The organism is Shewanella sp. ECSMB14102, assembly GCF_000813075.1.
GTDB classification, from domain to species: Bacteria; Pseudomonadota; Gammaproteobacteria; order Enterobacterales; family Shewanellaceae; genus Shewanella; species Shewanella indica.
Genome location: NZ_JWGX01000064.1, coordinates 1 through 24,960, shown reverse-complemented (window position 1 = coordinate 24,960; position 24,960 = coordinate 1). Strand labels below are relative to the sequence as shown.

Below are 24,960 nucleotides of genomic sequence, written 5' to 3'. Positions count from 1 at the left end.
CATTAAGCCTAAGAAAAATGCCGTTCACACTAAGTGAACGGCATTAGGCTCACGCCCCTTTTTATCTATCTAGCGTCGTTTACTAAAGCTTAAGGCCCGAAGAAACGGGACTCCTGTTTGGCTTCAACCGTCTCACCATTGACTTCGGTTGTGACAATAAAGTCTATCTTGGTAATGGGACGTTTCAGCTCCACAGGGTCGACCGCCACACTGATTGGCAGCGTCAATACTTCACCGGCCGCAATCTGCACTGTTTGTGGACCGTACCACTTATAGTTATTTAACCCATCAATGTGCATCTGGTACTCGTGGGCCGTTTCTGTTTTGTTCAATATCTTCAAAGTGAAGGTATTCTCTGTCATCCCCTGAGTATTCTCGGTATAGAGCTGATTCCGGTCACGAATGATATCGATGCGCACAGGGGCGATATTGGCACTGGCGTAAATGAACACCAAAATCATCGCAGTAAGCACAACACCATAGCCCACCAGCTTGGGACGCAGCACTTTTTCCTTGATCCCTTCCAGTTTGTTTTCCGTGGTGTAACTGATAAGGCCTTTGGCATATCCCATACGTTCCATGGTGGAGTCGCAGGCATCGATACAGGCGCCGCAGTTGATACATTCGTACTGCAGGCCATTACGGATATCAATCCCTGTCGGACAAACCTGAACACAGAGATCGCAATCGATACAGTCGCCCAGCCCCAGAGCTTTGGGATCTGCCTTACGGGAACGGGGGCCGCGAGTTTCACCACGCTTGGTGTCATAGCCAACAATATAAGTGTTCTTATCGAACATGGCCGCCTGGAAACGCGCATAGGGACACATGTGAATACACATGATTTCCCGCATCCAGCCGGCATTACCATAGGTTGCCAAAGTGAAGAGAATAACCCAAAAGTACACGGCGCCGCTGGCCTGTAAGGTAAACACCTCGAGGTATACTTCTCTGGAGGGCACAAAGTAAGACACAAATGTCATGGCCGTCAGCAGGGAAATCAGCAACCAAGCAGTATGCTTGGCCGTTTTGCGCCAGAGCTTGTCAAAACTCCAGGGCATCTGATCCAACTTCATCCTTTTGTTGCGTGCCCCTTCGAGCTTTTCTTCAAACCAGATAAAGATGAAGGTCCACACTGTCTGCGGGCAGGTGTAACCGCACCAGACCCTTCCCAGGTAGGTAGTGACAAAAAACAGTGCGAAGGCAGCAATCATAAACAAGGCTGCCAGCAACGTCAGATCCTGAGGCCAGATAGTCAGGCCGAATACATGAAACTTCTGCTCTGCCAGGTTAAACCAGACTGCCTGCCTATCTCCCCAGGGAAGCCAGGGCAAAATCAGGAAAAACAGCATAGCTATCCATCCCATCCGCCGCCTTAACGAACTCCATAGACCATCAACCGCACGAACGTAAATTCGGTTGCGAGGATTAAAGCGGTCTGCTTTACTCGCATCAGGCTGGTGAATCTTGATTCGATTGGCTTTCGAATAATCCTTATTGCTCGACTCTTCACTCATCTTTACAGCCTTTTACTGCTTATTGTATAAAAACTGGCGTATTATACCTTGTAACACAAGGGTTATTAACCTTAGTTGGACTAAATGATGAAAGGCTGGATTATTTTGGCAATATTGGCCGGAGTGCTTTATTACTTGGTCACTCAGACAGATAAGCTCGATGAGCCTATTGCCCAAACCGAAGCATTAGTAAAGAAAATTGAACGCAAGCTGGATGCCATGACGGGCACACAGATCATTCGCCTCGATCAGAAAAAGGCCCGCCTCAAGGCCGATATTGCCGAGCGTTTGTCAGCTTCAGAGTTGCAGGAGTTGGACGGCATACTGACCTCGCCAGAGACTTTAATGGACTTCAAGGACGAGTATTGTCGTGGCAATGTCATATCTCATCCGGTTTTCAGCAAAGATAACCTGTTGTTCATCTGCGATAACCTCTGAATAAAGCACCGGGTTTTGTCGACTGTTGCAAAACCCGCACCTGAAATCATTGACCTCCCACGCCAATCCACCTAGCCTTTGAGCCATTATCAATATAGGGGCTGTTTGTTATGACATCTTTTGTTTCCGATACTTTTGAACCTGAATTGTGGGAAGAGGTTGCCGGGTTCGCTTTTGAAGACATCACTTACCACAGAGCCAAATCTCAAGGTACGGTGCGAATTGCCATTAACCGTCCCGACTGTCTGAACGCTTTTCGTCCCAAGACAGTTGATGAACTTTACATAGCTCTGGACCACGCCCGGCAATGGTCTGATGTAGGTTGTGTGCTGTTAACAGGTAATGGCCCATCAGCCAAAGGGCAATATTCCTTCTCCTCCGGTGGCGATCAGCGTATTCGCGGCAAAGACGGCTACAAATATGAAGGTGAGGAAGCCGGCAAGGCCGATTTGGCTCGCATGGGCCGCCTGCACATTCTCGAAGTACAGCGCTTGATCCGCTTTATGCCCAAGGTCGTCATAGCCGTAGTTCCCGGTTGGGCGGTTGGTGGCGGTCACAGCCTGCATGTAGTGTGCGATCTGACACTGGCATCGAAAGAACACGCCGTTTTCAAACAGACAGACCCGGATGTAGCCAGCTTTGATTCTGGCTATGGCAGCGCTTATCTGGCGAAGATGATAGGTCAGAAGCGGGCAAGAGAAATATTTTTCTGTGGCTTTAACTACAGTGCCGATGAAGCCTTTGCCATGGGCATGGTTAACCGTTCGGTTCCTCATGCAGAACTTGAAACCGAAGCTCTGCGCTGGGCCAAGGAGATCAACTCCAAGTCCCCAACCGCAATGCGCATGCTCAAATATGGCTTTAACCTGCCTGATGATGGTTTGGTTGGCCAGCAACTGTTTGCCGGTGAAGCGACCCGTTTAGCCTATGGCACAGCCGAGGCCCAGGAAGGCCGAGACGCGTTTCTTGAAAAACGCGATCAGGACTTTTCCAGCTTCCCTTGGCATTACTGATAGCCTTAGACTACTAAAGGCCGCATAAGCGGCCTTTTTAATAGATAAAAACGGTCAAATTAATCTGTTAAACCCCCTTTTAATTATTAATGAGAATTATTATCATTAAATTATCGAGAGAGGAGAACCACCATGATTAAGACAATGACCTTTGCCATACTGCACTTCAGCGTAGCCTTTACCATCACTTACCTGCTTACCGGCAGTGCGCTTATAGGTGGTGCCGTGGCCCTGATAGAACCCAGCATCAACACTGTTGTTTTCTACTTCCACGAAAAGGTCTGGAAGAGATACGAAGCAAAAAAGCAGCAGCGGCTAACGCAATTAATCGCCTGAGCATACACTCAGGCGATTAGTGGCAACACTTTCAGGCTTGCGCTTGATTCCGGCCAATTACTCTACAGTAACCGACTTGGCCAAGTTTCTTGGCTGATCCACATCAGTCCCTTTGATCAGGGCAACATGGTATGACAGCAACTGCAGCGGAATAGTGTAAATAAGCGGTGCCATAAACTCATCACAATGTGGCACAGGAATTACCTTCATGGTGTCATCGGATGCAAATTCAGCATCAACATCAGCAAACACATACATCAAACCACCACGGGCACGCACTTCTTCCACATTGGACTTAAGCTTTTCAAGCAGTTCATTATTGGGTGCAACCACTATCACAGGCATGTCGGCATCGATCAGCGCCAATGGTCCATGTTTCAGCTCTCCGGATGCATAAGCTTCGGCATGAATATAGGAAATCTCCTTCAGCTTCAGCGCGCCTTCCATCGCAATGGGATACTGATCGCCACGTCCCAGGAACAAGGCATGACTCTTATCGGCAAAGTCTTCAGCCAACTCAGCTATGGCGTCATCCAACCCCAGAGCCTGCTCCACTTTAGCCGGCATAGACTGCAAACTCTGGGCGATTGCCGCCTGCATTTCCACACTCATGCTGTTATAACGTCCCAGTGCCGCCGTCAGCATCAACAAACCGGCCAACTGCACGGTAAAGGCCTTGGTGGAAGCCACACCTATCTCGGCACCGGCTTTCATCATATATGCCATATCGGACTCGCGAACCAGCGAGGATCCGGGGGCGTTACATATGGTCAAGGTTGCCTTGTACCCCATCTCTTTGGCCAAACGCATTGCCGCCAGGGTATCGGCCGTTTCACCGGATTGAGAAATGGTGACCAACAGGCTGTTGGGGAACAGATGCGACTTGCGGTAGCGGAATTCAGAAGCAATTTCCACATTACAGGAAACACCGGCCCAATCTTCCAGCCAATAACGTGCCGCCATACCGGCATGGTAACTGGTACCACAGGCAATGATCTGTACATGTTTGATCTCTTTGAGAAGCTCGGCAGCATTATCACCAAAGGCTGTATCCAGCACCTGCTGCTGGGCTATTCGGCCTTCGAGAGTACGGGCCAGCGCCATTGGCTGCTCATAGATCTCTTTAAGCATATAGTGACGATACTCGCCCTTGTCACCGGCATCATGAGTGATTTCAGATTCTTTCTTTTCACGCACTACCGGGTTTCCGTCAAGATCATAGATATGAACCTCACGGCGAGTCACTTCGGCAACATCGCCCTCTTCCAGAAAGGCAAAAATACGGGTCACCGGCAGCAGTGCCAGTTGATCCGAGGCGACGAAGTTTTCTCCCAGGCCAAAGCCTATTACCAATGGGCTGCCACTGCGGGCGACCACCAGCCGTTCAGGGTCGCGGCGGTCGATGACCACAGTGCCATAGGCACCTTCCAGTTGTTTGACTGTGGCTTGTACCGCCGCCAGCAAGCCGGGGGCAGACTTGAGCTCATGGTCGACCAGATGACAAATGACTTCTGTATCTGTATCTGAGTTGAACTGATAGCCTAAGCCCTTGAGCATCTCCCGCAACTTAGCGTGATTTTCAATAATCCCGTTGTGCACCACGGCTATGTCACTGCCGGATTGATGTGGATGCGCGTTGCGCTCACTGGGCTCACCATGGGTCGCCCAGCGGGTATGGGCGATGCCGGTACCACCGGCCAAAGGAGCAGTTTGCAAGGCATCGGCCAACTCCTGCACCTTGCCAACTCTGCGGGTACGGGTCAGTTCACCTTGGTGAATGACAGCCACACCGGCCGAATCATAGCCACGATATTCCAGGCGTTTCAGTCCCTCGATCAAGATTTCAGCAACATCCCTTTGCGCTACTGCGCCAACAATTCCACACATATCAATATCCGCTTAGTTTAAAGTTTACGCTGTAAAAGGGGCCAAGATCAGCTTTACCCCTTGATTTGAAATACTTTCAGCGGCTGCATCTGGCAGCCTATTATCTGTCACCAGGGTAGTGACCAACTCCCAGGGCAACTCAAGATTAGGAATTCTGCGGCCCACCTTTTCCGATTCGAGCAGCACCACTACATCCCGGGAAACTTCCGCCATCACCCGGCTCAGCCCAATCAACTCATTGAAAGTGGTGGTGCCTCGCTGTAAGTCAATGCCATCGGCGCCGATAAAAAGCTGGTCAAAGTTGTAGGAACGCAGTACTTGCTCAGCCACCTGTCCTTGAAAAGATTCGGAGTGGGGGTCCCAGGTGCCCCCCGTCATCAAGAGTGTGGGCTCGTTTTCCAATTCATGTATCGCATTGGCCAACTGCAGGGAATTGGTCATGACCACCAGCCCGCGCTTATCGTTAAGCTCAGGAATAAGTCCCAAAGTGGTGCTGCCACAATCTATGATGATGCGATTATGATCTTTGATAAGCCCGGCAGCGGCCTGAGCTATGGCCAACTTATTGCGGGAAGGCGGTTCAGACAAGGTCTGGGTTATCTCTTGAGGAACAACGACGGCACCACCATAACGACGCAGCAGCAAACCGGTTTTCTCCAGGGCTGCCAAGTCTTTACGTATGGTCACTTCCGAAGTTTCAAACTTCAGCGCCAAGGCATCGACACTGACTTCACCCTGCTGCTGCAGCAGGGTAACTATGGCGTGACGCCTTTGTTGGGTGTTGCGTTTGGTCATTCCAGATTGAATAAGTTTCGATTCGAAAGGCGAATTATATAACTTCGAAACCTAAACGCAATTGCTGAGTGAAAAAAGCTCGTTAGTAGTTCAGCCGATATACAGGCATGCCTTAAAGCCAGCCCGAGCCTGGGCGCGCCCGAAGAAGCCGAAAGCATTAGATTTCATCCATAAAAAATGCCAGCCACTGGAGTGGCCGGCATTGCTGTTGGCATGTTATCTATTGGCGATTAAAACTTGGCTTCCAGCGCCAGGCTCACATGACGACCTTCACCAACAGTCACATCTGTATTGGTACCGCCGGCAAGATATTCTTTATCAAACAGATTCTTCATGTTAACCCTTACGCTGACATCTGTTCCCATCACATCCATAGTGTAGGCAGCGCCCAGGTCAAAACGTACATAACCATCTTTGGTGATCATGTTCTCTTTATCGGCAAAGCGTTCACCGACATAGACAGCACCAAAATTCAGAGCCAACGCTTCTGTCATCTCATAACGGGTCCAGATATTGGCCGACCACTCAGGCGCATCTATCGGCGTTTTACCATTGAGACTATCTTCTGCAGGGCGATCATACTCTGCATCCAGATACATCATGGAACCTGTCATAAACCACTTATCACTGAGTCGTCCCTGAGCGCCCATCTCAAACCCTTTATGACGCTGTTCACCACTCTGAGTTGTTATTGATTCACCAGCCCCTAATTCTTGAGTCACGGTAACATTGGAGACGGTTATATCAAACACGGCGCCTGTCAGTAATAACCCACCATCGAACAGTTCCCACTTGGTGCCTATTTCATACTGTTCCCCATATTCAGGATCCAGATTCATCTTGTCATTAACATCATTAGGATCATTAACGCTCCCTTGGGGACTGAAGCTCTTTGAGTAATTGACATAGATACTGCCGTTATCCATCGGCGAATAGATCACCCCAAATTTAGGTGAAACGGCATAACTGTTGTTCCCGGCACCATCTTTCTTTTGTTCGTCATAACGAACACCGGCCAACAGTTTCCACTGTTCATTGATAGTAACCAGGTCCTGAATATAGAAACCATAGTGCTTATAGTCGCTTTCACTGAGTGAAGTATCGTTATGATAGTCCAAACCTGGATTTGCGATGGGCTGGCCAGGCATAACAGAAACACTTTCGCCTTTTTCGCGCAACTGCCCATAGTAGTAGTCCAACATATTGGCACCGATCAGGAACTGATGTTCCAAAACACCGGTACTGAAGTTACCGGTAATATCAATGAATCCTGTTTTATGTTGCCAATCATCATAACGATCGAATGGACTCACAGTGTAGCCATCAGTAAATGGATCCTCAGAACCTTTGATCAAACTTGGAAGAGAGTCCAACCTTTGGCGGTTGAACTGCTGATCATTATAGCCGGCCTTCACTTTCCAGTTGTCGCTGATAAAGTAAGTGAGTTCGGCCCCTAAGTTTTCGATGGTATTGTCAGTAAACGCCCATGGCATATCCCAGATAATATCCCGACCACCAATGAGCTCACCCTTGCTGTTCAACCAACCGCCACGGTCTATTCCGGTTTTATCTTGGGTACGGTCATATTTCAGTGACAGCAAAAGATCATCGGTAATATCAAACTCCAGATTCAGGTAGCCCAACCAACGATCTCTTTCCTGATTTTCACCATTCTGATATTCACGCCAATACTGGGTATCCTGCTTAACCAGCACAGTGCGATAACGGATAGTCTGAGCTTCGTTTAGACTACCACCGGCATCCAGTTGAAAGCGGGTAGAGCCGTTATCATCGGTATCAAATCCCAGGTTAAACAGTGTGTCGTAGGTCGGCTTCTTGGTCACCATATTGATCAAGCCACCAGGGCCTGACTGGCCGTAGAGCATACTGGAGGGGCCCTTAAGCACTTCTACCTGCTGCAGAGTTTCAATAGGTTGCACATAGTGCGACCACTGCTGCTGACCATTGATCAGGTACCCAGAACCAGAGTCCAACTCAAAGCCACGAATATTAAATACCTGGCGATTCCATTTTTCACTGCCACTGGTCACGCTTGAGTCATTCACCAATACTTCAGCCAGGTTGGTTGCCAGCTGTTCATCAGTAACAAAGTCGGGGATAACGGTAACGGATTGAGGTGTATCCATCAGATTAATATCACCACGCATCGCGCCAGAGGCGACGCCAGTCTTATAATCATTGAAGCTACGACCGGTAACACTGATACGCTCAATGTCTTCTGGCACTTGCTCTGCCGCCAGTGGCATTGAAGATATAGCGGCCACCACAGCCATACCTACACAGGAAAACTTAAACCTCATAATCACCTCATTCTCTATGCCGGACCGGCAATCAGTTCTATTTTTGCCAGCAAATATAAATGAGAAGGATTAGTATTTAAGTTTCTTTACAGATATTTACAATTAAATATGATTGACTTCAAACCCATTGACGGGTTTGTGAGATTGAAAGCACCCGAGTGGGTGCTTTCAATTAGAGGAATTATTTCTTTTGCTTTTGTGGACGCTTCCAACCCTTGATATGTTTCTGTTTAACTCGGGTGATAACCAACTCATCGGCGCCGACATCACGGGTTACAGTGGAACCGGCTCCCAGAGTCGCTCCTTTACCTATGGTGACAGGAGCAACCAACTGGGTGTCACTACCGACAAACACCTCATCTTCAATAACGGTCAGATGTTTATTGGCGCCATCATAGTTACAGGTAATGGTACCTGCACCTATATTTACCCCTTGGCCAATGCGTGCATCTCCGAGGTAAGCCAGATGTCCAGCCTTGGAGCCAACACCGAGTATGGCTTTCTTCATTTCAACAAAATTGCCTATATGGGCATCCTGCTTAAGTTCAGCGCCCTGACGCAGACGAGCAAACGGGCCGGCACTGGCGCCATCACCCAACTTGGCGCCCTCGACTATGCTGTAAGGCTTAATCTCGGCGTTATCGGCTATCTCACAATCAATAAGGATAGCGCCGGCACCCACAGTCACATTATTACCCAGCACCACTTTACCTTCGAAGATCACATTGACGTCGATCATCACATCCATGCCGACTGTCACTTCACCGCGAACATCAATGCGTGCCGGATCCCTTAGGTTAGCCCCATCCAGCATCAAGGCTTCTGCACAGCGCTGCTGATAAGCACGTTCCAACGCCGCTAACTGCACTCTGTTGTTGGCGCCTTCGGTCTCAATGGAATTAACAGGATGAGCCGTGTCTATGGCCACCCCATCGGCGTGCGCCATGGCGATCACATCGGTAAGATAGTACTCGCCCTGAGCATTGTTGTTTTCCAAGCGCCCAAGCCAGTTTTTTAATTGTTTGCCCGGCAATGCCATGATGCCGCTGTTGATCTCATTAATCTTGAGTTGCTCGGGAGAGGCATCTTTCTGTTCGACTATGCCAACTACCTTGCCATGCTCGCGCACCATACGGCCATAGCCGCTTGGGTCATCCAGATGCACTGTCAGTACGGCTACGCCATCGTTTTGCCTGGCAGCAAGCAAGGCTTCCAGTGTTTCCTTACGGGTGAGGGGAACGTCGCCATAGAGCACCAATACAGTGTCATTGTCATCTATATGGGGAATCGCCTGGGCTACCGCGTGCCCTGTTCCCAGCTGTTCAGCCTGCAGCACAAAGTTAAGCGGTTGCTCGCCCAGTTCCGTCATCAGCTTATCGCCGCCATAACCATAAACCAGATTGATTTTGTCGGCATTTAGTGAATGAGCCGTATCAATCACATGCTGCACCATGGGTTTATGGGCGACCTTATGCAGAACTTTGGGTAGATCAGAACGCATCCGGGTCCCTTTCCCGGCGGCGAGAATAACAACATTCAATGACATGAGAGATTCCTTTTCTTTGGGCTGGCGCAAGTGTACCGGAATCGCGGTAAAAATGCAGCGCTCAGGCAGCTTGGAAGCTTGCAAACCTGCTTGGACAATAGGAATAACAGACACAAAAAAGGCGCCCTGAGGCGCCTTTTTTCAGCAGTGCTGTTATCTGGCAATGTTCTTCTTGATGGTCTCAACGACCCGCAACTGAGCCACGGCTTTAGCCAGTTCAATTGCTGCCGCAGCATAATCGAAGTCAGCACCGGCATCGGCCATATGGGCTTCTGCACGACGCTTGGCTTCTACTGCAGCCTGCTCGTCAATCTCATCGGCACGCATTACAACATCAGCCAATACGGACACGGAGTTGGGTTGAACTTCCAGTAAACCACCTGAAAGGTAAAACACCTCTTCCTGACCATTTTGTTTGACGATGCGCGCCATGCCAGGTTTGATATTGGTCAGCAGCGGAGTGTGGCCGGGCATAATACCCAGTTCACCCTCAGAACCAGTTACCTGTAAATGGGCAACAAGGCCTGAGAAGATTTTGCTCTCTGCACTGACGATATCAAGCTGTACTGTCATGGCTGCCATCCCGTTCTCCTTACCAAACTATGCAATATTGCCTAGTTATTTCTTGTTGGCTTTCTCAACGGCTTCGTCGATAGAACCAACCATGTAGAACGCTTGCTCTGGCAGGTGGTCGAACTCACCGTCCAGAATTCCCTTGAAGCCACGGATGGTGTCTTTCAGGGGCACGTACTTACCTGGAGAACCGGTAAAGACTTCAGCTACGTGGAATGGCTGAGACAGGAAACGCTCGATCTTACGGGCGCGGGATACTGTCATCTTGTCGTCATCTGACAACTCGTCCATACCCAGAATAGCGATGATGTCTTTCAGCTCTTTGTAACGCTGCAGAACTGTCTGTACACCGTTTGCCACGTCATAGTGCTCTTGGCCAACAACCTGTGGATCCAGCTGACGAGAGGTGGAATCCAGTGGGTCAACCGCTGGGTAGATACCCAGAGAAGCGATTTGACGAGACAGTACCACGGTCGCATCCAAGTGAGCGAAGGTGGTTGCTGGGCTTGGGTCAGTCAAGTCATCCGCAGGTACGTATACCGCTTGTACCGAAGTGATAGAACCCACTTTGGTAGAAGTAATACGTTCTTGCAGAACACCCATCTCTTCAGCCAGTGTTGGCTGATAACCCACAGCAGAAGGCATACGACCCAACAGTGCCGATACTTCGGTACCAGCCAGGGTGTAACGGTAGATGTTGTCAACGAACAACAGTACGTCACGACCTTCGTCACGGAACTTCTCGGCCATAGTCAGACCGGTCAGAGCAACACGCAGACGGTTACCTGGTGGCTCGTTCATCTGACCGTACACCATGGCTACCTTGTCCAGTACGCCTGAGTCTTTCATCTCGTAGTAGAAGTCGTTACCTTCACGGGTACGCTCACCTACACCGGCGAATACGGACAGACCTGAGTGGGCTTTAGCGATGTTGTTGATCAGTTCCATCATGTTAACTGTCTTACCAACACCCGCACCACCGAACAGACCTACTTTACCACCCTTGGCGAACGGACATACCAGGTCAATAACCTTAATGCCGGTTTCCAACAATTCAGTGGTGTTAGATTGCTCTTCATAAGAAGGAGCATCACGGTGGATGATATAACGCTCATCTTCACCGATAGCGCCCGCTTCATCCACAGGTTCACCCAGAACGTTCATGATACGGCCAAGGGTCGCAGCCCCAACCGGAACGGAAATTGGTGAACCAGAGTTTTCTACCTCGATACCACGACGCAGACCATCGGAAGAACCCATGGCGATGGTACGAACTACACCACCACCCAGCTGTTGCTGAACTTCCAGCACCAAGCCTTTACAGGCGCCTTCGCCTGTGATCTTCAGAGCGTCATATACCTGAGGTACGGTATCTTGTGGAAACTCAACGTCCACAACCGCGCCAATCACTTGGACAACAGTACCTGTGCTCATGATTAATCCTCTAAAACTTGTATTCGTTACCCAGCCTAAACCGCGGCTGCACCTGACACAATTTCCGACAGTTCTTGCGTAATCGCCGCCTGACGGGCCTTGTTGTATACCAGTTGCAGATCATCGATCAGCGTGCCGGCGTTGTCTGTTGCTGCCTTCATGGCCACCATACGGGCAGCCTGCTCGGAAGCAATGTTTTCAACGACACCCTGATACACCTGAGACTCCACATAACGAACCAAAAGCTTGTCCAACAAGACCTTTGGATCTGGCTCATAGATGTAGTCCCAGCGATGCGCTACGTCATCTTCGTCTGATTTAGGCAAAGGTAGCAGCTGCTCGATCACAGGAGTCTGCGTCATGGTATTAACAAACTTGTTGAATACCACATACAGACGATCCAGCTTGCCTTCGTTGTAAGCCTGGAGCATTACCCGCACAGTACCAATCAGGTCAGCGAGCTTGGGAGCATCACCTAAACCTGAAGCATGGGCCTGCACCTTGCCACCAAAGCTTTTGAAAAACTGAACACTGCGAGCACCGATAGGGCAGAATTCAACTTCCGCACCTTGCTCTTTCCAGCTTTTCACGTCTGCGACAACCTTCTTGAAAAGGTTGACGTTCAGACCACCACAAAGGCCACGGTCGGTTGCCACTACTATGTAACCAACCCGCTTGGGTTCTCTCACCTCCAGGTAGGGGTGTTTGTACTCCAGAGAACCCTGAGCGACGTGACCGATCACCTTACGCATGCTCTCCGCATATGGACGGCTTGCAGCCATGCGATCCTGCGCCTTGCGCATTTTGCTGGCTGCCACCATTTCCATGGCGGACGTGATCTTCTGAGTGTTTTTCACACTCGCGATCTTGGTTTTAATCTCTTTAGCGCCGGCCATCTCTACTCTCCAATCTGGACCTGAGGTGCCTTATGACACCTCGCATGTATTTACCAGGTTTGGGTTGCCACGAACTTGTCGAGACCAGCCTTCAGCTCAGCTTCGATTTCGGCATTGTAATCACCGCTATCGTTGATCAGCTTCATCAGCTCAGCATGCTCGCCGTTCATGAAAGAGAGCAGAGCGGCTTCGAAGTCACCGATCTTCTTCAGCTCAATACCTTTCAGGTAGCCTTTTTCAGCTGCAAAAATAGATACAGCTTGGTCAGCTACGCTCATAGGAGCGTATTGCTTTTGCTTCATCAGTTCGGTTACACGCTCACCGTGCTCCAGCTGGGCACGAGTTGCATCGTCAAGGTCAGACGCAAACTGTGAGAACGCAGCAAGCTCTCGATACTGTGCCAGAGCAGTACGGATACCGCCGGACAGTTTCTTGATGATCTTGGTCTGAGCCGCACCACCTACACGAGAAACAGAGATACCTGGGTTAACCGCTGGACGCAGGCCAGAGTTGAACAGGTCGGTTTCAAGGAAGATCTGACCATCGGTAATAGAAATTACGTTGGTCGGTACGAACGCAGATACGTCACCTGCCTGGGTTTCAATAATTGGCAGAGCGGTCAAAGAACCAGTCTTGCCTTTTACTTCGCCATTGGTGAACTTCTCAACGTACTCTTCGTTCACGCGGGAAGCACGTTCCAGCAGACGAGAGTGTAGATAGAATACGTCACCTGGGTAAGCTTCACGGCCTGGTGGACGCTTCAGCAACAGTGAGATCTGACGATAAGCAACAGCCTGCTTGGACAGGTCATCGTAAACGATCAGTGCATCTTCACCGCGGTCACGGAAATATTCACCCATGGTACAACCAGAGTATGGTGCCAGGTATTGCAGGGCAGCCGCTTCAGAAGCAGTAGCAACCACAACAATAGTGTTGGCCAGAGCACCGTGCTCTTCCAGCTTGCGTACTACGTTGGCAATAGTAGAAGCCTTCTGGCCTACTGCAACGTACACACACTTGATGCCGGAATCTTTCTGGTTGATGATGGCGTCAATAGCCATCGCAGTTTTACCAGTTTGACGGTCACCGATGATCAGCTCACGCTGACCGCGACCGATAGGGATCATGGCATCAACCGCCTTATAACCGGTTTGTACCGGTTGAGATACGGATTGACGCTCAATAACACCAGGAGCAATCATTTCAACAGGTGCAAAACCATCGTTGTCGATTGGTCCTTTACCGTCGATTGGCTCACCCAGAGTGTTAACAACACGTCCCAGTAGACCACGACCTACTGGAACTTCCAGAATACGGCCAGTGGTTTTAACTTTTACGCCCTCAGCCAAACCGGCATAAGGACCCATAACTACGGCACCTACAGAATCACGTTCAAGGTTCAACGCGATTGCATAACGGTTGCCAGGCAGTTCGATCATCTCACCCTGCATTACATCGGCCAGGCCGTGAATGCGGATGATGCCGTCACTGACCGAAACGATAGTACCTTCGTTGCGGGCTTCACTGACGACTTCGAACTGCTCGATCCGCTGCTTAATCAGATCGCTGATTTCAGTGGAATTCAGTTGCATGCTCAAACTCCCAATTACGACTGCAGCTTATCAGACAGGCGGTTTAATTTGCCGCGGACGGATCCATCTATCACCAGATCCCCTGCCTTGATAATAATACCGGCGATAAGCTCGGCATCGACGCTGCAATTCAGCTTAACTTTGCGTGCGAGACGTTTCTCTAAAGAAACACTGATCTGCTGTTGCTGCTCAGAGCTAAGCTCAGTAGCAGATACCACGTTGGCTTCGATTTCCTTAGCCCATTCGTGGCGAAACTCAGCATAGAGCTGAGATACAGCAGACAGTACCTCCAAGCGACCGTTTTCAGCCATTACCTTGATCAGATTTTGACCGTGCTCATCAATTTGCTCGCCACAGATATTGATAAAGAGTGCAGCTAGCTTATTGCTGGACATAGATCCAGCCAGCAGTGGCTTCATGGATTCGTTTTCACTCACCATTGCCGCGAAATCGAGCATTTCTGCCCAGTTTTCTACTGCTTGATGTTCAACAGCAAAGTCAAAAGCTGCCTTAGCGTAAGGGCGAGCAATGGTGGTTAACTCAGCCATAACTCAACTCCCTTATCAAATTTCAGCAACTAGTTTATTAACTATGTCGCTTTGGGCGGCTTCATCAATCGAACGCTCGAGGATCTTCTCTGCACCAGTGATGGCAAGAGTCGCAACCTGCTTACGCAGTTCCTCTTTCACGCGATTACGTTCAGCTTCAATTTCTGCTTTACCCTGAGCAATGATTTTCGCACGCTCAGCGTCTGCTTCAGCTTTGGCTTCATCAATAATCTGAGCCTTGCGCTTGTTGGCAGACTCAATGATTTCGTTGGCTGTAGCCTTGGCGTCTTTCAGTTGGTCAGTCGCTTTCGCTTGAGCCAACTCCAGGTCTTTTGCTGCACGGTCAGCGTCAGCAAGACCATCAGCAATCCTTTTCTGGCGCGCTTCGATGGCATTCATCAAAGGGGGCCATACAAACTTCATGCAGAACCACACGAAGATAATAAAGGCGACCGTCTGACCGATTAGGGTAGCGTTGATATTCACAACAGCCTCCTATTTAGAGTTAAGACAGAAGCGTTTATTACAGCATTGCACCCAGTGGGTTAGTAAACAGCATGTAAAGTGCAATACCTACACCGATCATGGTCACGGCGTCGAGCAGACCCGCTACAATGAACATCTTAACTTGCAGCATAGGAGCCATTTCTGGCTGACGCGCAGCGCCTTCCAGGAACTTACCACCCAAAAGGCCGAAACCGATAGCGGTACCCAGTGCACCCAAACCAATGAGCAGAGCAACAGCAATTGCAGTAAAGCCCAGAATCGTTTCCATCTGTATCTCCAGTATCTAAATCTGTGTTGGTTGATGATTTAGTTTAAAAAATTTCTTCAGCAGTCCTTAATGATCTTCATGAGCCATGCTTAGATAAACAATAGTCAGCATCATGAAAATAAACGCTTGCAGCGTGATAACCAGAATATGGAAGATCAGCCAGCCCAGTTGCAAAGTCACACCCAGAGCGGCAATCGCCAAGTTGGTACCATACATCAGCGCAATAAGGATGAAGATCAACTCACCTGCATACAAGTTACCAAAAAGACGTAGCCCCAATGAAATAGGTTTAGCTATCAAGGTAACAGTTTCGAGCAGGAAGTTGACGGGTATCATTGCCCAATGGTTGAAGGGCTGTAGCGTCAGTTCTTTCGCAAATCCTGACACACCTTTGACCTTGATGCTGTAGTAAATAATCAGCACAAACACGCCCAACGCGAGGCTGAAAGTGATGTTAAGGTCAGTAGTCGGTACTATCTTCAGATAAGGCACACCGGCCAAAGCGGCAGTATGTGGTATCCAGTCAACTGGCACCATATCCATGAGGTTCATCATGAATACCCACATAAAAATAGTCAGAGCAAGAGGTGCAATCAAAGCATTGCGACCGTGGAATGTATCTTTAACGCTGTTGTCGACAAACTCGACGATCATCTCGATAAAGCATTGAAGCTTACCGGGAACGCCAGAGGTTGCTTTTTTACCAACGCTGCGGAACAACCACAGAAACAGCACGCCAAGACCAACCGAAAAGAGCAATGAATCAATGTGCCATGTCCAGAAACCTTCACCAACGGTAAGGTTGGTAAGGTGATGCTGGATATAGCCCTGCGGTGTTAATGTTTCACCAGGTGCAGCCATGATTCATCCCACTTAACTTTGCTTGAAGTACAAAGGAGCTGCCCAATGCACTATCAACGCCAGTACATAGCAAATAAAAAGGGGCATAAATGCGACCTCTAAATTGATAAATACCAGCGAAAACAACGCTATTGTCAACAGCAACTTTACCGCTTCCCCCCAGTAAAAGCCTTTTAGGACCTTACCGGCAGAGCTTGCTCCCATATGGGAAAAAGCCAGGGTAGCGAATACAAAATTAGGGAGCACAGCTATGGCAGTTCCTGCCAGAGCAGAATAGCCAAACTGGGCTCCCCACACGGCAAAGAAGATAATTGAAGCACCCCCAGCTATCGCCGCCTGCATCATCACCAATTTATAGGCTGACCAACGGCCACGACGCGCTAAAACCTTACTCAATTATTCTTCTCCGCATTCCTACTTTTTGTTTCGATGACCGGACTACAAATATCCGTATAGAGTCGAGGTACAAAAAGCTTGCGAAAGTATACCTTTTCAAGTCTTGTTTGCAACTTTGAGATAAGTAAAAACCTCACCTTTTAACGTGATACAGCCCCAAATTCGCATAAATGCAATATTAACAAACGTCACAAATTTACACTAAAAAGCGTTAACGACGTTTTTTTAATGGATTTTGGCAAGAATGCCGTCTAATTCAGCCAGATTTTGATAGTTAATTACAATTTTTCCCTTTCCCTTACTACCGTGGGAAATAGAAACTTTTGCACCTAGCCTCTCAATTAACTGACTCTCCAGACGAGCAACATCGGTATCTTTTACAGGCTTTTCGGCCTCTTTGGCAGGATTTAAGACTTTATTAACCAATCGTTCTGTTTCACGAACGGTCAATTCCTTCGCTACCACCAATCGGGCAACAGAAGTTTGCTCCTCACCTTGCAAGGCAAGCAAGGCTCGGGCATGACCCATCTCAATATCACCGTACTCCAGTAACCGCTTTACCGGTTCATTCAATCCATTGAGTCGCAGCAAGTTCGAAACGGTAGCCCGTGATTTTCCCACAGCATCAGCTATTTGTTGGTGAGTAAGATCAAATTCTTCGATCAAACGGTTAAGCGCAATGGCTTCTTCCATAGCATTGAGATCTTCCCGCTGAATGTTTTCTATCAGGGCGATAGCCACAGCAGCCTCATCGGCAACCTGCTTGACTATACAGGGCACCTTGTCCAACTTGGCCAGCTGCGCCGCACGCCAGCGACGTTCACCGGCGATTATTTCATATTTGTCATCACTGATCTTACGCACCACTATGGGCTGAATAACGCCCTGAGCCTTGATAGATTCAGCCAGCTCTTCCAGCGCCTCCGGCGACATATCTTTACGGGGTTGATACTTACCGGGTTGCAGCAGATCCACATCCAAAGTCAGCAAGGTTTCGCCGGCATCAACTTTAGATTGCTCGGCATCATCACGCTTCTTACTCGCTGCATGGCTGGTACTCAAAAGTGCGTCCAGGCCCTTGCCCAGACCCCGTTTTTTCAGTGTCATGCTCATTCCTTTATGCCTGTTTCGCTTGCTGATTCTGCTCTGAGCGACGAATGATTTCGCCGGCTAAAGCCAGATAGGCCTTGGCCCCAGCGCTACTCTTGTCATAGTACATAGCCGGAGCGCCAAAACTCGGCGCTTCGGCCAAGCGAATATTTCTTGGGATCACAGTGCGGTAAACCTTGTCACCGAAATGCTGTTTCAGTTGATCGGAAACATCGTTGGCCAGACGGTTGCGGGGATCGTACATGGTTCTGAGTATTCCCTCGATCCCGAGTTTAGGGTTAACCATGGCCGCCAACTTGGAAATGGTATCCATCAGGGCAGTCAAGCCTTCCAGGGCATAATACTCACACTGCATGGGAACCAGTACTGAGTCGGCCGCCGACATGGCGTTCACAGTCAACATATTCAGCGAGGGAGGACAATCGATAAAGATAAAGTCGTATTCATCCTGCACCTTTGCCAAAGCGTTGCGCAGGCGAATCTCCCTGGCAAAGAACTCCATCAATTTGATTTCGGCGGCAGTCACATCACCGTTGGCGGCAATGAGATCGTATTTCCCGGCAGTGTTACGTACGACGACTTCGTCAAAACTCTTTTCTTCCACCAGTAACTCATAGGCGGTGTTTTCAACTTCGTACTTGTCAACACCACTCCCCATGGTGGCATTGCCCTGGGGATCCAGATCGATCAATAGCACCCGCCGCTTGGTTGCCGCCAAAGAGGCAGCCAAATTAACACAAGTTGTTGTTTTTCCAACGCCACCTTTCTGGTTGGCTACGGCAATAATTCTCGCCACACTGTCACCTTGTCTGTCAATTTTGTTATTGATGCCCGGTTCCGTTTGCATCAAGTTGCTTGATACGCCAGCCAATTGCAAGGCATTCAAACCTGGGGAGCTATGATCAGCAGATGTCTCTGTTCATCCAATTTTGGAACCTTGAGTTCAATGGATTCCCTGATACTGTACCCCTCAGGGATCCCGGTTAACTCATCAGGGTTCAGTTGCCCTTTAAGGGCATAGAATACCCCATTTTGCGCCAGCAAATGCTGACACCAGCTTAACATGTCTGCCACTGAGGCAAAGGCGCGGCTTAGCACGCCGTCAAACCCTTGCGGATCCTCAAAGGCTTCCACCCGGCTCTCTACCGACTGTATATTTTTCAATTTGAGTTCAATCTGGACCTGTTTTTGAAAACGGATCCGCTTGCCCAAGCTATCGAGCAATACAAATTCTTTATCCGGATTCAAAATCGCCAGCGGGATACCGGGCAACCCAGGGCCTGTGCCCACGTCGATAAAACGCTGTCCCTTGAGATGAGGAGAGACGACCAGGCTATCCATGATATGACGGATGAGCATCTGCTCAGGTTCGCGCACCGAGGTCAGGTTATAGGCTTTATTCCATTTGTTGAGCATGGCAACAAAACCAAGCAACTGTTGCTGCTGTTCATCTGATGCATTGAGGCCTGTCTCAGCCAGATATGTTTTTAACTGTGCTGCAAGCACGGGTATTCTCCCCAGAAAAATACTGCGGGGCTATTATGCGGCCCCAAAACGGCCAAGGGAAGCATCTACAGCTTCCCCGGCTCTGGAATGGTTTACTGTATCAGGCCGTTCGGCGCAGTAATCCCCGTTTTTTCAGATGCACCAGCAAAATGGAGATGGCTGCCGGAGTTACCCCCGAGATCCTGGAGGCCTGGCCTATGGTCTCTGGTTTATGGGCATTGAGCTTGGCGATCACTTCGTTGGATAAGCCTGGCACTTCATTGTAATCAAGCTCCAGCGGCAATCCGGTATTTTCGTTACGCTGTGCTTTGGCGATCTCTTCCTGCTGGCGCTGAATATAACCAGCATATTTAACCTGGATCTGCACCTGTTCGGCCGCTTGACGATCTTCGAGCCCCGGCCCGAAACCTTCAATCCCCATAAGCTTGTCATAGTCCAACTCAGGGCGCCGTAGCAGCTCTTCAAACGAAGCTTCGCGAGATATTGGAGTATTGAGATGCGGATTCAGCGCTTCAACCAGAGGGGAATTCACATGGATCCATTGACTGCGCAGACGTTGCAGCTCAGATTCTATCGCCTCAACCTTGGCTGAGAACTTGGCCCAGCGCTGATCGTCAACCAAACCCAGCTCGCGGCCTTTCTCGGTCAGGCGCAGATCGGCATTATCTTCGCGCAGCAGCAAGCGATATTCGGCGCGGCTGGTAAACATACGATAGGGCTCTTTAGTGCCTAACGTCGACAAATCATCCACCAGCACGCCAAGATAAGCCTGATCCCTTCTAGGTGCCCAAGCGTCTTTACCTTGCACCTGTAAAGCCGCGTTCATGCCGGCCAACAGGCCTTGAGCTCCTGCCTCTTCATAACCTGTGGTGCCGTTGATTTGACCTGCAAAGAACAACCCATTTATGGTTTTGGTTTCCAGCGAATTTTTCAGATCTCTGGGATCAAAGTAATCATATTCAATGGCATAGCCAGGGCGCATGATCTCAGCATTTTCCATCCCCTTGATCGAGCGGACCAAAGCAATTTGCACATCGAATGGCAAACTGGTTGAGATACCGTTGGGGTATAACTCATTGGTATTGAGTCCCTCAGGTTCAATAAAGATCTGATGCGAACTCTTATCGGCAAAGCGATGGATCTTGTCTTCGATAGACGGACAGTATCTCGGGCCTATTCCTTCGATAACCCCAGAATACATAGGGCTTCGGTCCAAACCGCCACGAATTATCTCGTGGGTTTTTTCATTGGTATGGGTGATATAGCAAGAGATTTGCTGAGGATGTTGGTTCACATCACCGATAAAAGACATCACAGGAAGAGGATTATCTCCTTGCTGTTCTGTCATCTGCTCGAAGTCGACACTGCGGGCATCGATACGAGGCGGCGTACCCGTTTTGAGACGGCCAACTCGAATAGGTAACTCTCTGAGTCTATGAGCTAGAGCGATCGCTGGAGGATCACCGGCACGCCCACCACTGTAATTTTCCAATCCAATATGGATCTTACCTCCCAGGAAAGTACCGGCTGTCAGCACCACAGCAGGAGCTTCAAAAGCCAGTCCCATTTGGGTAATAACACCAATGACTCTGTTGTTTTCAACAACCAGATCGTCAACAGCTTGTTGAAAGATCCTTAAGTTGGGCTGGTTTTGCAATATCTGTTGGATCTTTTGTCGATATAAGGCGCGATCTGCTTGGGCTCTGGTAGCTCTTACTGCAGGTCCCTTACTTGAATTCAGGGTTCTGAATTGGATCCCGGCACAATCAGTTGCTGTTGCCATGGCGCCACCCAAGGCATCTATCTCTTTAACCAAGTGCCCTTTACCTATACCCCCGATAGCCGGGTTACAGGACATCTGACCCAAAGTGTCAATATTATGGGTTAAGAGCAAGGTGTTAACTCCCATTCTGGCAGCTGCCAATGCGGCTTCAGTTCCGGCATGACCACCACCTACAACAATTACATCAAACCGTTCATGAAAACGCATAGATTTACCTTTGGCTGAGCAAGGGATGAAAAAGGAATTTCAGCCGATCATTTTAGCACCTGTAACGATTCAGGTGAATGCTCTATTTCATGCTGATGGATCGCAAGGGATCTGCCTTATAGATCTTAAGATCTTTATATAGATCTTCTTGTTATGTTTACTATTAGGATCGGGCTTTTCTGTGGGTAACGGTTATATTTACATAAAAACAATAGGTTAACGCAAATCGATCCTGTGATCAGTTGGCGATCTATCTCCATTAAAGCTGGGGATAGATCGCGATCTTATCCACAAGGAGGATCTGGTATGCATTCAGGATCCGATTCATGCAAAGATTGATCAGATCAAAATAAAGTATTATCCACAGAGTTATATTTTATTGAGCAAAATTGTGGGTAAGTTAGATCTAAATTGTGAGTATTTGATAGCTTATTCAGTTTTAAATACGTTTTAGAGTTTGCCTAACCAGCCATCAAGCCACGCCAATGCTGGATCTTCCGGTACGGGATCGTATTGAACATCGATCTGGATCTTATCCACATAGGATTGGGCGCCAAGTGCGCTCAGTTGGTGTAGCAGCTTTTCCGGGCCTTGGCAGAAAGTGTCGTAACTCGAGTCGCCGATCGCACATAAAGCATACCGACAGTCCTGCAGATTTTGGTTTGACTGGAGTAATTCCTGATAGAAGGGCTGCAAATTGTCCGGAAGATCGCCGGCCCCATGGGTGGAGGAAACGATCAACCAAAGGGCTTTGGGATCCAGTTGATCCAACTGTGGGGTCAAATACAGGTTTGTCTGGTGGCCGTTTTGTTCAAGCTTATTGATGAGTTCTTCGGCGACATATTCGGCTCCTCCCAAGGTGGTTCCGACCAATACTTCGACTTTCGCCATGATATTCCTCTCTGTATGTAGCGCCTGGCGCCTTGATTTAATCGGCCCATATTAATCCAATTTGCGGTGACAGACAGCCTTGGGTAACCTGAGTTTGAGCACTATTGCATTAATCCTGTTGTAGGCTCTTTCTGCGCTTGAGGCTGATATGAAACTGAAGTGGTTGCTGATCTTCCCGTTGCTTTCTTTGCTGGTGATACTCGGGGGATGGCATTGGTTGTTTACTGTACCGGCAAATGTTCAACTGCAATCTGACAGGGTTGATTCCAATACCGGCGCGGCCTGTATTCAAACGCCAACGGCAAAGGCGCTGGATAATAATGGTGAGTTTGGTGTATTGATCTGGAATATTCAGAAGCAGCAAAACGGCCAGTGGCGTTCTCGTCTCGATGATTTTACAACTGGCAGGCAGTTGGTGCTGTTGCAGGAAGCCAGTTTGGATCCCGGCATGTATCTTTATCTGAATACTGCGCAGTGGTTTTGGCGTTTCGCTAATGCTTTCAGTGTATTGGATACCCCAGCTGGGGTAATGAATCTCTCCCGCAGCGCTCCTTTGAGCAGTTGTGGCTACCGTACTCTTGAGCCTTGGTTGCGGTTGCCCAAGACGGCCTTGGTCGCTGAATATCCTTTGTCTGATGGTTCATTATTGACTGTGGTCAATGTCCATGGAATTAACTTCAGTGTCGGTATCGAAGAATATCGGCAGCAACTTAAGTCTTTGACTGAAGCCCTGGCTGAGGAAAGAGTTATGGGGCCTATTATTCTGGCGGGTGATTTCAATACCTGGAGTGAGGAACGCAGTATGCTGCTGGCCGCCTTTGCTTCCTCTTTGGGATTGAATGAGGCTCATTTTGGCGAGGATAACAGGGTGAGAGTTCTGGGGTATCCTTTGGATCATCTCTTTTATCGAGGATTGAAACCCAAAGAGCTGTATGTGCCGGAAACAGATGTGTCTGATCACAATCCTATGGTCGCCAGCTTTGTGATTGCTGAGAACTAGGCCATAAGGAAGGTGCGAACAAGTCCCATGCGTTCTCTGCGTCGGCTTACGGGCATGGATGCAAGGCGTGGTTCGCAGCAAATGGTTAGTCCTTTGTAAGAAGCACAACACAGCAGGCAGGCCTGTAAGCCACGCCCTTCGGGGCTTACACAGCAACCGGCTCTCTGCGTTATCCGACTTTGACAGGCCCCGGCATGCCTTCAGTCAGATGCCTTGAACGCCAATTGCTGTGTAAGCCAGAGTACCGTGAGGACTTATTCGCACCTTCCCTAAGTAACTCATGTTTCCCTGACACCGGTTCCTCCAAAAAAGGACCTGTGACCGAAGTAGCGGAAGTCAGCATTCCTAACTGAGGGCCCTGATAGATTATCTTTCCGCCATGTTTTCCGGCTCCCGGGCCCATTTCTATTACGTGGTCGGCATTGGCTATCATCTCAAGAATATGCTTGATGATTAGCAATGTTTTTCCTTCAACTGCGAGTAAGGTAAATAGTTCGAGCAGGCGCTCGACATCGGCCATATTCAGGCCAGAGGTGAGGATTTAAGGACATTATGCAGCGACTCTGTATAACAGGTAGCGGTAGAACACTTGCATGGCTCAATCCTTGACCGTGGTTTCTGTCCTTCAGTGGCGCACGCCGTTAACTCTTCCGATATCGAGTGCATGGAATAGCCGACGGCGATGCTTGAATTCTTAGCCTTTATTCAAATTAAATTTGTTGTTTGGGTGTGAGTAGGTACGCCGGCTACTGATATTCTGCCTTCCACAAAGTCAAAGGTTCGGCAGAGCACCATTGCCAGAATTTCTTCTCCACTAAGTCACTTGCCGCAGCTGCATCCCGTCCCTCAAACAAGCGCCAATTTTCCTCTGCAGATTTCAGGGCATACTGTCTCAAGTGACCGGTGATCCTCTCGAAATCGGATGGCTCGAGAAGAAATATGCTGCCATCCCTGTAAGACTCCCAAGGTATCTGATCTTTAGGTTGTCGTTGATGATTCTGGAAGAACGCCTCGCTGTAGATGCTGGCCGAACCACCCGCAGACACACAGTCGTCCCAACGTTGGCAGCGAAAGAAAAACTCGTCCTCTGCCTCGGCAGTGCCTGTTAGCTCTCGATAGGGGCAAGATTTTTCCCAAGGCTTATTGATATTGGCCTCGGCCACACCTTGGCGCGCAAGCTCTATCTCATGGGGCTTGGGGAACCTGTCCATCAGTAATTGCGCTGGTTCGCCACTCTCGTCTGCCATCAAAATGGAGGTAGTTCCCAAAAGGAACACACCGAGCGCGACGCGGGTGAAAGTTGACTTTGAAAACGATGGCATCAAGCGAAATGACATTCTACAACCCTCTGAAGGACTAAGTTATTTATCCAGAAACAGGAATAGGCCATTTATAACAATGGCCTTTATCCTTACTTGTGCTGGTTACTTACGAGTACTGGCCTTTGAAGCAGTCTCGTTGTAAGCGTTCAAGCCACCAGCCTTGGCGAGGGTGTTCAAAATTCTGTGTCACGTTAAAAATCACAGATCGATGTG

General features: G+C 49.1%; 25 protein-coding genes. 4 read left to right on the top strand and 21 right to left on the bottom strand.

Going from position 1 to position 24,960, the window contains the following annotated elements; translation table 11 throughout:
• Positions 1-89 precede the first annotated feature (89 nt).
• The gene (ccoG, locus tag RC73_RS18115) at positions 90-1,517 is read right to left on the bottom strand and encodes a cytochrome c oxidase accessory protein CcoG (protein ID WP_039035960.1); all 1,428 of its coding nucleotides are present in this window, start codon (positions 1,515-1,517) and stop codon (positions 90-92) included.
• Between the two features lie 87 nt (positions 1,518-1,604).
• Between ccoG and RC73_RS18110 the strand changes: the two genes are divergently transcribed.
• The 3 genes from RC73_RS18110 to RC73_RS18100 all read left to right on the top strand — a co-directional run bounded on the left by RC73_RS18110 (position 1,605) and on the right by RC73_RS18100 (position 3,304).
• Positions 1,605-1,955: a hypothetical protein gene (locus tag RC73_RS18110; RefSeq protein ID WP_039035959.1), complete on the top strand. Its 351-nt coding sequence runs from the start codon at positions 1,605-1,607 to the stop codon at positions 1,953-1,955.
• A 110-nt stretch (positions 1,956-2,065) separates the two neighbouring features.
• Positions 2,066-2,968: a 1,4-dihydroxy-2-naphthoyl-CoA synthase gene (locus RC73_RS18105; protein ID WP_028780956.1), complete on the top strand. Its 903-nt coding sequence runs from the start codon at positions 2,066-2,068 to the stop codon at positions 2,966-2,968.
• Between the two features lie 132 nt (positions 2,969-3,100).
• On the top strand, positions 3,101-3,304 hold the full coding sequence (locus tag RC73_RS18100; RefSeq protein WP_039035958.1) for a DUF2061 domain-containing protein: 204 nt from the start codon (positions 3,101-3,103) through the stop codon (positions 3,302-3,304).
• Between the two features lie 57 nt (positions 3,305-3,361).
• Here RC73_RS18100 and glmS read toward each other — a convergent pair whose 3' ends face one another.
• From glmS to mioC, 18 genes are all read right to left on the bottom strand, one after another.
• The gene (gene glmS, locus RC73_RS18095) at positions 3,362-5,191 is read right to left on the bottom strand and encodes a glutamine--fructose-6-phosphate transaminase (isomerizing) (protein ID WP_039035957.1); all 1,830 of its coding nucleotides are present in this window, start codon (positions 5,189-5,191) and stop codon (positions 3,362-3,364) included.
• A gap of 24 nt (positions 5,192-5,215) precedes the next feature.
• Positions 5,216-5,986 carry a DeoR/GlpR family DNA-binding transcription regulator gene (locus RC73_RS18090; protein ID WP_039035956.1) on the bottom strand — a complete coding sequence of 257 codons (771 nt, stop codon included), beginning with the start codon at positions 5,984-5,986 and terminating at the stop codon, positions 5,216-5,218.
• A 230-nt stretch (positions 5,987-6,216) separates the two neighbouring features.
• Complete coding sequence (locus tag RC73_RS18085; protein WP_039035955.1) at positions 6,217-8,307, bottom strand: TonB-dependent siderophore receptor; 2,091 nt, start codon at positions 8,305-8,307, stop codon at positions 6,217-6,219.
• Between the two features lie 181 nt (positions 8,308-8,488).
• On the bottom strand, positions 8,489-9,853 hold the full coding sequence (glmU, locus tag RC73_RS18080; protein WP_039035963.1) for a bifunctional UDP-N-acetylglucosamine diphosphorylase/glucosamine-1-phosphate N-acetyltransferase GlmU: 1,365 nt from the start codon (positions 9,851-9,853) through the stop codon (positions 8,489-8,491).
• 153 nt (positions 9,854-10,006) lie between these two features.
• On the bottom strand, positions 10,007-10,435 hold the full coding sequence (locus RC73_RS18075; protein ID WP_025011732.1) for a F0F1 ATP synthase subunit epsilon: 429 nt from the start codon (positions 10,433-10,435) through the stop codon (positions 10,007-10,009).
• A gap of 36 nt (positions 10,436-10,471) precedes the next feature.
• Positions 10,472-11,860, bottom strand: coding sequence for a F0F1 ATP synthase subunit beta (atpD, locus tag RC73_RS18070; protein WP_039035954.1), 1,389 nt, complete (start codon positions 11,858-11,860; stop codon positions 10,472-10,474).
• 35 nt (positions 11,861-11,895) lie between these two features.
• Positions 11,896-12,756, bottom strand: a complete 861-nt coding sequence (atpG, locus tag RC73_RS18065) for a F0F1 ATP synthase subunit gamma (RefSeq protein WP_039035953.1) — start codon at positions 12,754-12,756, stop codon at positions 11,896-11,898.
• Between the two features lie 50 nt (positions 12,757-12,806).
• Positions 12,807-14,348, bottom strand: a complete 1,542-nt coding sequence (atpA, locus tag RC73_RS18060; protein ID WP_039035952.1) for a F0F1 ATP synthase subunit alpha — start codon at positions 14,346-14,348, stop codon at positions 12,807-12,809.
• A 14-nt stretch (positions 14,349-14,362) separates the two neighbouring features.
• Positions 14,363-14,896: a F0F1 ATP synthase subunit delta gene (gene atpH, locus RC73_RS18055; protein ID WP_039035951.1), complete on the bottom strand. Its 534-nt coding sequence runs from the start codon at positions 14,894-14,896 to the stop codon at positions 14,363-14,365.
• A gap of 15 nt (positions 14,897-14,911) precedes the next feature.
• Positions 14,912-15,382: a F0F1 ATP synthase subunit B gene (gene atpF, locus RC73_RS18050; RefSeq protein ID WP_028780952.1), complete on the bottom strand. Its 471-nt coding sequence runs from the start codon at positions 15,380-15,382 to the stop codon at positions 14,912-14,914.
• 37 nt (positions 15,383-15,419) lie between these two features.
• Entirely contained in the window at positions 15,420-15,671 is a 252-nt protein-coding gene (gene atpE / locus RC73_RS18045; RefSeq protein ID WP_025011729.1) for a F0F1 ATP synthase subunit C, read from the bottom strand.
• 66 nt (positions 15,672-15,737) lie between these two features.
• Positions 15,738-16,532 (bottom strand): F0F1 ATP synthase subunit A, encoded by a 795-nt coding sequence (gene atpB / locus RC73_RS18040; RefSeq protein WP_039035950.1) that lies wholly within the window; start codon positions 16,530-16,532, stop codon positions 15,738-15,740.
• Between the two features lie 12 nt (positions 16,533-16,544).
• On the bottom strand, positions 16,545-16,928 hold the full coding sequence (locus RC73_RS18035) for an ATP synthase subunit I (RefSeq protein WP_039035949.1): 384 nt from the start codon (positions 16,926-16,928) through the stop codon (positions 16,545-16,547).
• A 225-nt stretch (positions 16,929-17,153) separates the two neighbouring features.
• Complete coding sequence (locus RC73_RS18030; RefSeq protein ID WP_039035948.1) at positions 17,154-18,035, bottom strand: ParB/RepB/Spo0J family partition protein; 882 nt, start codon at positions 18,033-18,035, stop codon at positions 17,154-17,156.
• Positions 18,036-18,045: 10 nt separating this feature from the next.
• Entirely contained in the window at positions 18,046-18,834 is a 789-nt protein-coding gene (locus RC73_RS18025) for a ParA family protein (RefSeq protein WP_039035962.1), read from the bottom strand.
• 86 nt (positions 18,835-18,920) lie between these two features.
• The gene (rsmG, locus tag RC73_RS18020) at positions 18,921-19,544 is read right to left on the bottom strand and encodes a 16S rRNA (guanine(527)-N(7))-methyltransferase RsmG (protein ID WP_039035947.1); all 624 of its coding nucleotides are present in this window, start codon (positions 19,542-19,544) and stop codon (positions 18,921-18,923) included.
• Positions 19,545-19,644: 100 nt separating this feature from the next.
• Positions 19,645-21,534, bottom strand: a complete 1,890-nt coding sequence (mnmG, locus tag RC73_RS18015) for a tRNA uridine-5-carboxymethylaminomethyl(34) synthesis enzyme MnmG (RefSeq protein WP_039035946.1) — start codon at positions 21,532-21,534, stop codon at positions 19,645-19,647.
• 450 nt (positions 21,535-21,984) lie between these two features.
• A complete protein-coding gene (mioC, locus tag RC73_RS18010; RefSeq protein WP_039035945.1) occupies positions 21,985-22,425 on the bottom strand; it encodes an FMN-binding protein MioC in 441 nt (146 codons plus the stop codon).
• Positions 22,426-22,573: 148 nt separating this feature from the next.
• Here mioC and RC73_RS18005 point away from each other — a divergent pair, with 148 nt between their 5' ends.
• Positions 22,574-23,425: an endonuclease/exonuclease/phosphatase family protein gene (locus tag RC73_RS18005; RefSeq protein ID WP_039035944.1), complete on the top strand. Its 852-nt coding sequence runs from the start codon at positions 22,574-22,576 to the stop codon at positions 23,423-23,425.
• Between the two features lie 169 nt (positions 23,426-23,594).
• On the opposite strand, the gene RC73_RS18000 is transcribed toward RC73_RS18005, so the two are convergent.
• Positions 23,595-23,945, bottom strand: a complete 351-nt coding sequence (locus RC73_RS18000; RefSeq protein ID WP_039035943.1) for a hypothetical protein — start codon at positions 23,943-23,945, stop codon at positions 23,595-23,597.
• A 226-nt stretch (positions 23,946-24,171) separates the two neighbouring features.
• A complete protein-coding gene (locus tag RC73_RS17995) occupies positions 24,172-24,672 on the bottom strand; it encodes a hypothetical protein (RefSeq protein ID WP_177192607.1) in 501 nt (166 codons plus the stop codon).
• Positions 24,673-24,960: the final 288 nt, after the last annotated feature.

Coding starts and splice junctions, on each gene's coding strand:
- atpA (WP_039035952.1), bottom strand. CDS start 14,348: ATGCAACTGAATTCCACTGAAATCAGCGATCTGATTAAGCAGCGGATC.
- RC73_RS18005 (WP_039035944.1), top strand. CDS start 22,574: ATGAAACTGAAGTGGTTGCTGATCTTCCCGTTGCTTTCTTTGCTGGTG.
- RC73_RS18110 (WP_039035959.1), top strand. CDS start 1,605: ATGAAAGGCTGGATTATTTTGGCAATATTGGCCGGAGTGCTTTATTAC.
- atpH (WP_039035951.1), bottom strand. CDS start 14,896: ATGGCTGAGTTAACCACCATTGCTCGCCCTTACGCTAAGGCAGCTTTT.
- glmS (WP_039035957.1), bottom strand. CDS start 5,191: ATGTGTGGAATTGTTGGCGCAGTAGCGCAAAGGGATGTTGCTGAAATC.
- atpD (WP_039035954.1), bottom strand. CDS start 11,860: ATGAGCACAGGTACTGTTGTCCAAGTGATTGGCGCGGTTGTGGACGTT.
- mioC (WP_039035945.1), bottom strand. CDS start 22,425: ATGGCGAAAGTCGAAGTATTGGTCGGAACCACCTTGGGAGGAGCCGAA.
- atpE (WP_025011729.1), bottom strand. CDS start 15,671: ATGGAAACGATTCTGGGCTTTACTGCAATTGCTGTTGCTCTGCTCATT.
- RC73_RS18090 (WP_039035956.1), bottom strand. CDS start 5,986: ATGACCAAACGCAACACCCAACAAAGGCGTCACGCCATAGTTACCCTG.
- mnmG (WP_039035946.1), bottom strand. CDS start 21,534: ATGCGTTTTCATGAACGGTTTGATGTAATTGTTGTAGGTGGTGGTCAT.
- atpG (WP_039035953.1), bottom strand. CDS start 12,756: ATGGCCGGCGCTAAAGAGATTAAAACCAAGATCGCGAGTGTGAAAAAC.
- ccoG (WP_039035960.1), bottom strand. CDS start 1,517: ATGAGTGAAGAGTCGAGCAATAAGGATTATTCGAAAGCCAATCGAATC.
- RC73_RS18030 (WP_039035948.1), bottom strand. CDS start 18,035: ATGACACTGAAAAAACGGGGTCTGGGCAAGGGCCTGGACGCACTTTTG.
- atpB (WP_039035950.1), bottom strand. CDS start 16,532: ATGGCTGCACCTGGTGAAACATTAACACCGCAGGGCTATATCCAGCAT.
- RC73_RS18100 (WP_039035958.1), top strand. CDS start 3,101: ATGATTAAGACAATGACCTTTGCCATACTGCACTTCAGCGTAGCCTTT.
- RC73_RS18105 (WP_028780956.1), top strand. CDS start 2,066: ATGACATCTTTTGTTTCCGATACTTTTGAACCTGAATTGTGGGAAGAG.
- RC73_RS18085 (WP_039035955.1), bottom strand. CDS start 8,307: ATGAGGTTTAAGTTTTCCTGTGTAGGTATGGCTGTGGTGGCCGCTATA.
- RC73_RS18000 (WP_039035943.1), bottom strand. CDS start 23,945: ATGGCCGATGTCGAGCGCCTGCTCGAACTATTTACCTTACTCGCAGTT.
- RC73_RS18075 (WP_025011732.1), bottom strand. CDS start 10,435: ATGGCAGCCATGACAGTACAGCTTGATATCGTCAGTGCAGAGAGCAAA.
- RC73_RS17995 (WP_177192607.1), bottom strand. CDS start 24,672: ATGGCAGACGAGAGTGGCGAACCAGCGCAATTACTGATGGACAGGTTC.
- glmU (WP_039035963.1), bottom strand. CDS start 9,853: ATGTCATTGAATGTTGTTATTCTCGCCGCCGGGAAAGGGACCCGGATG.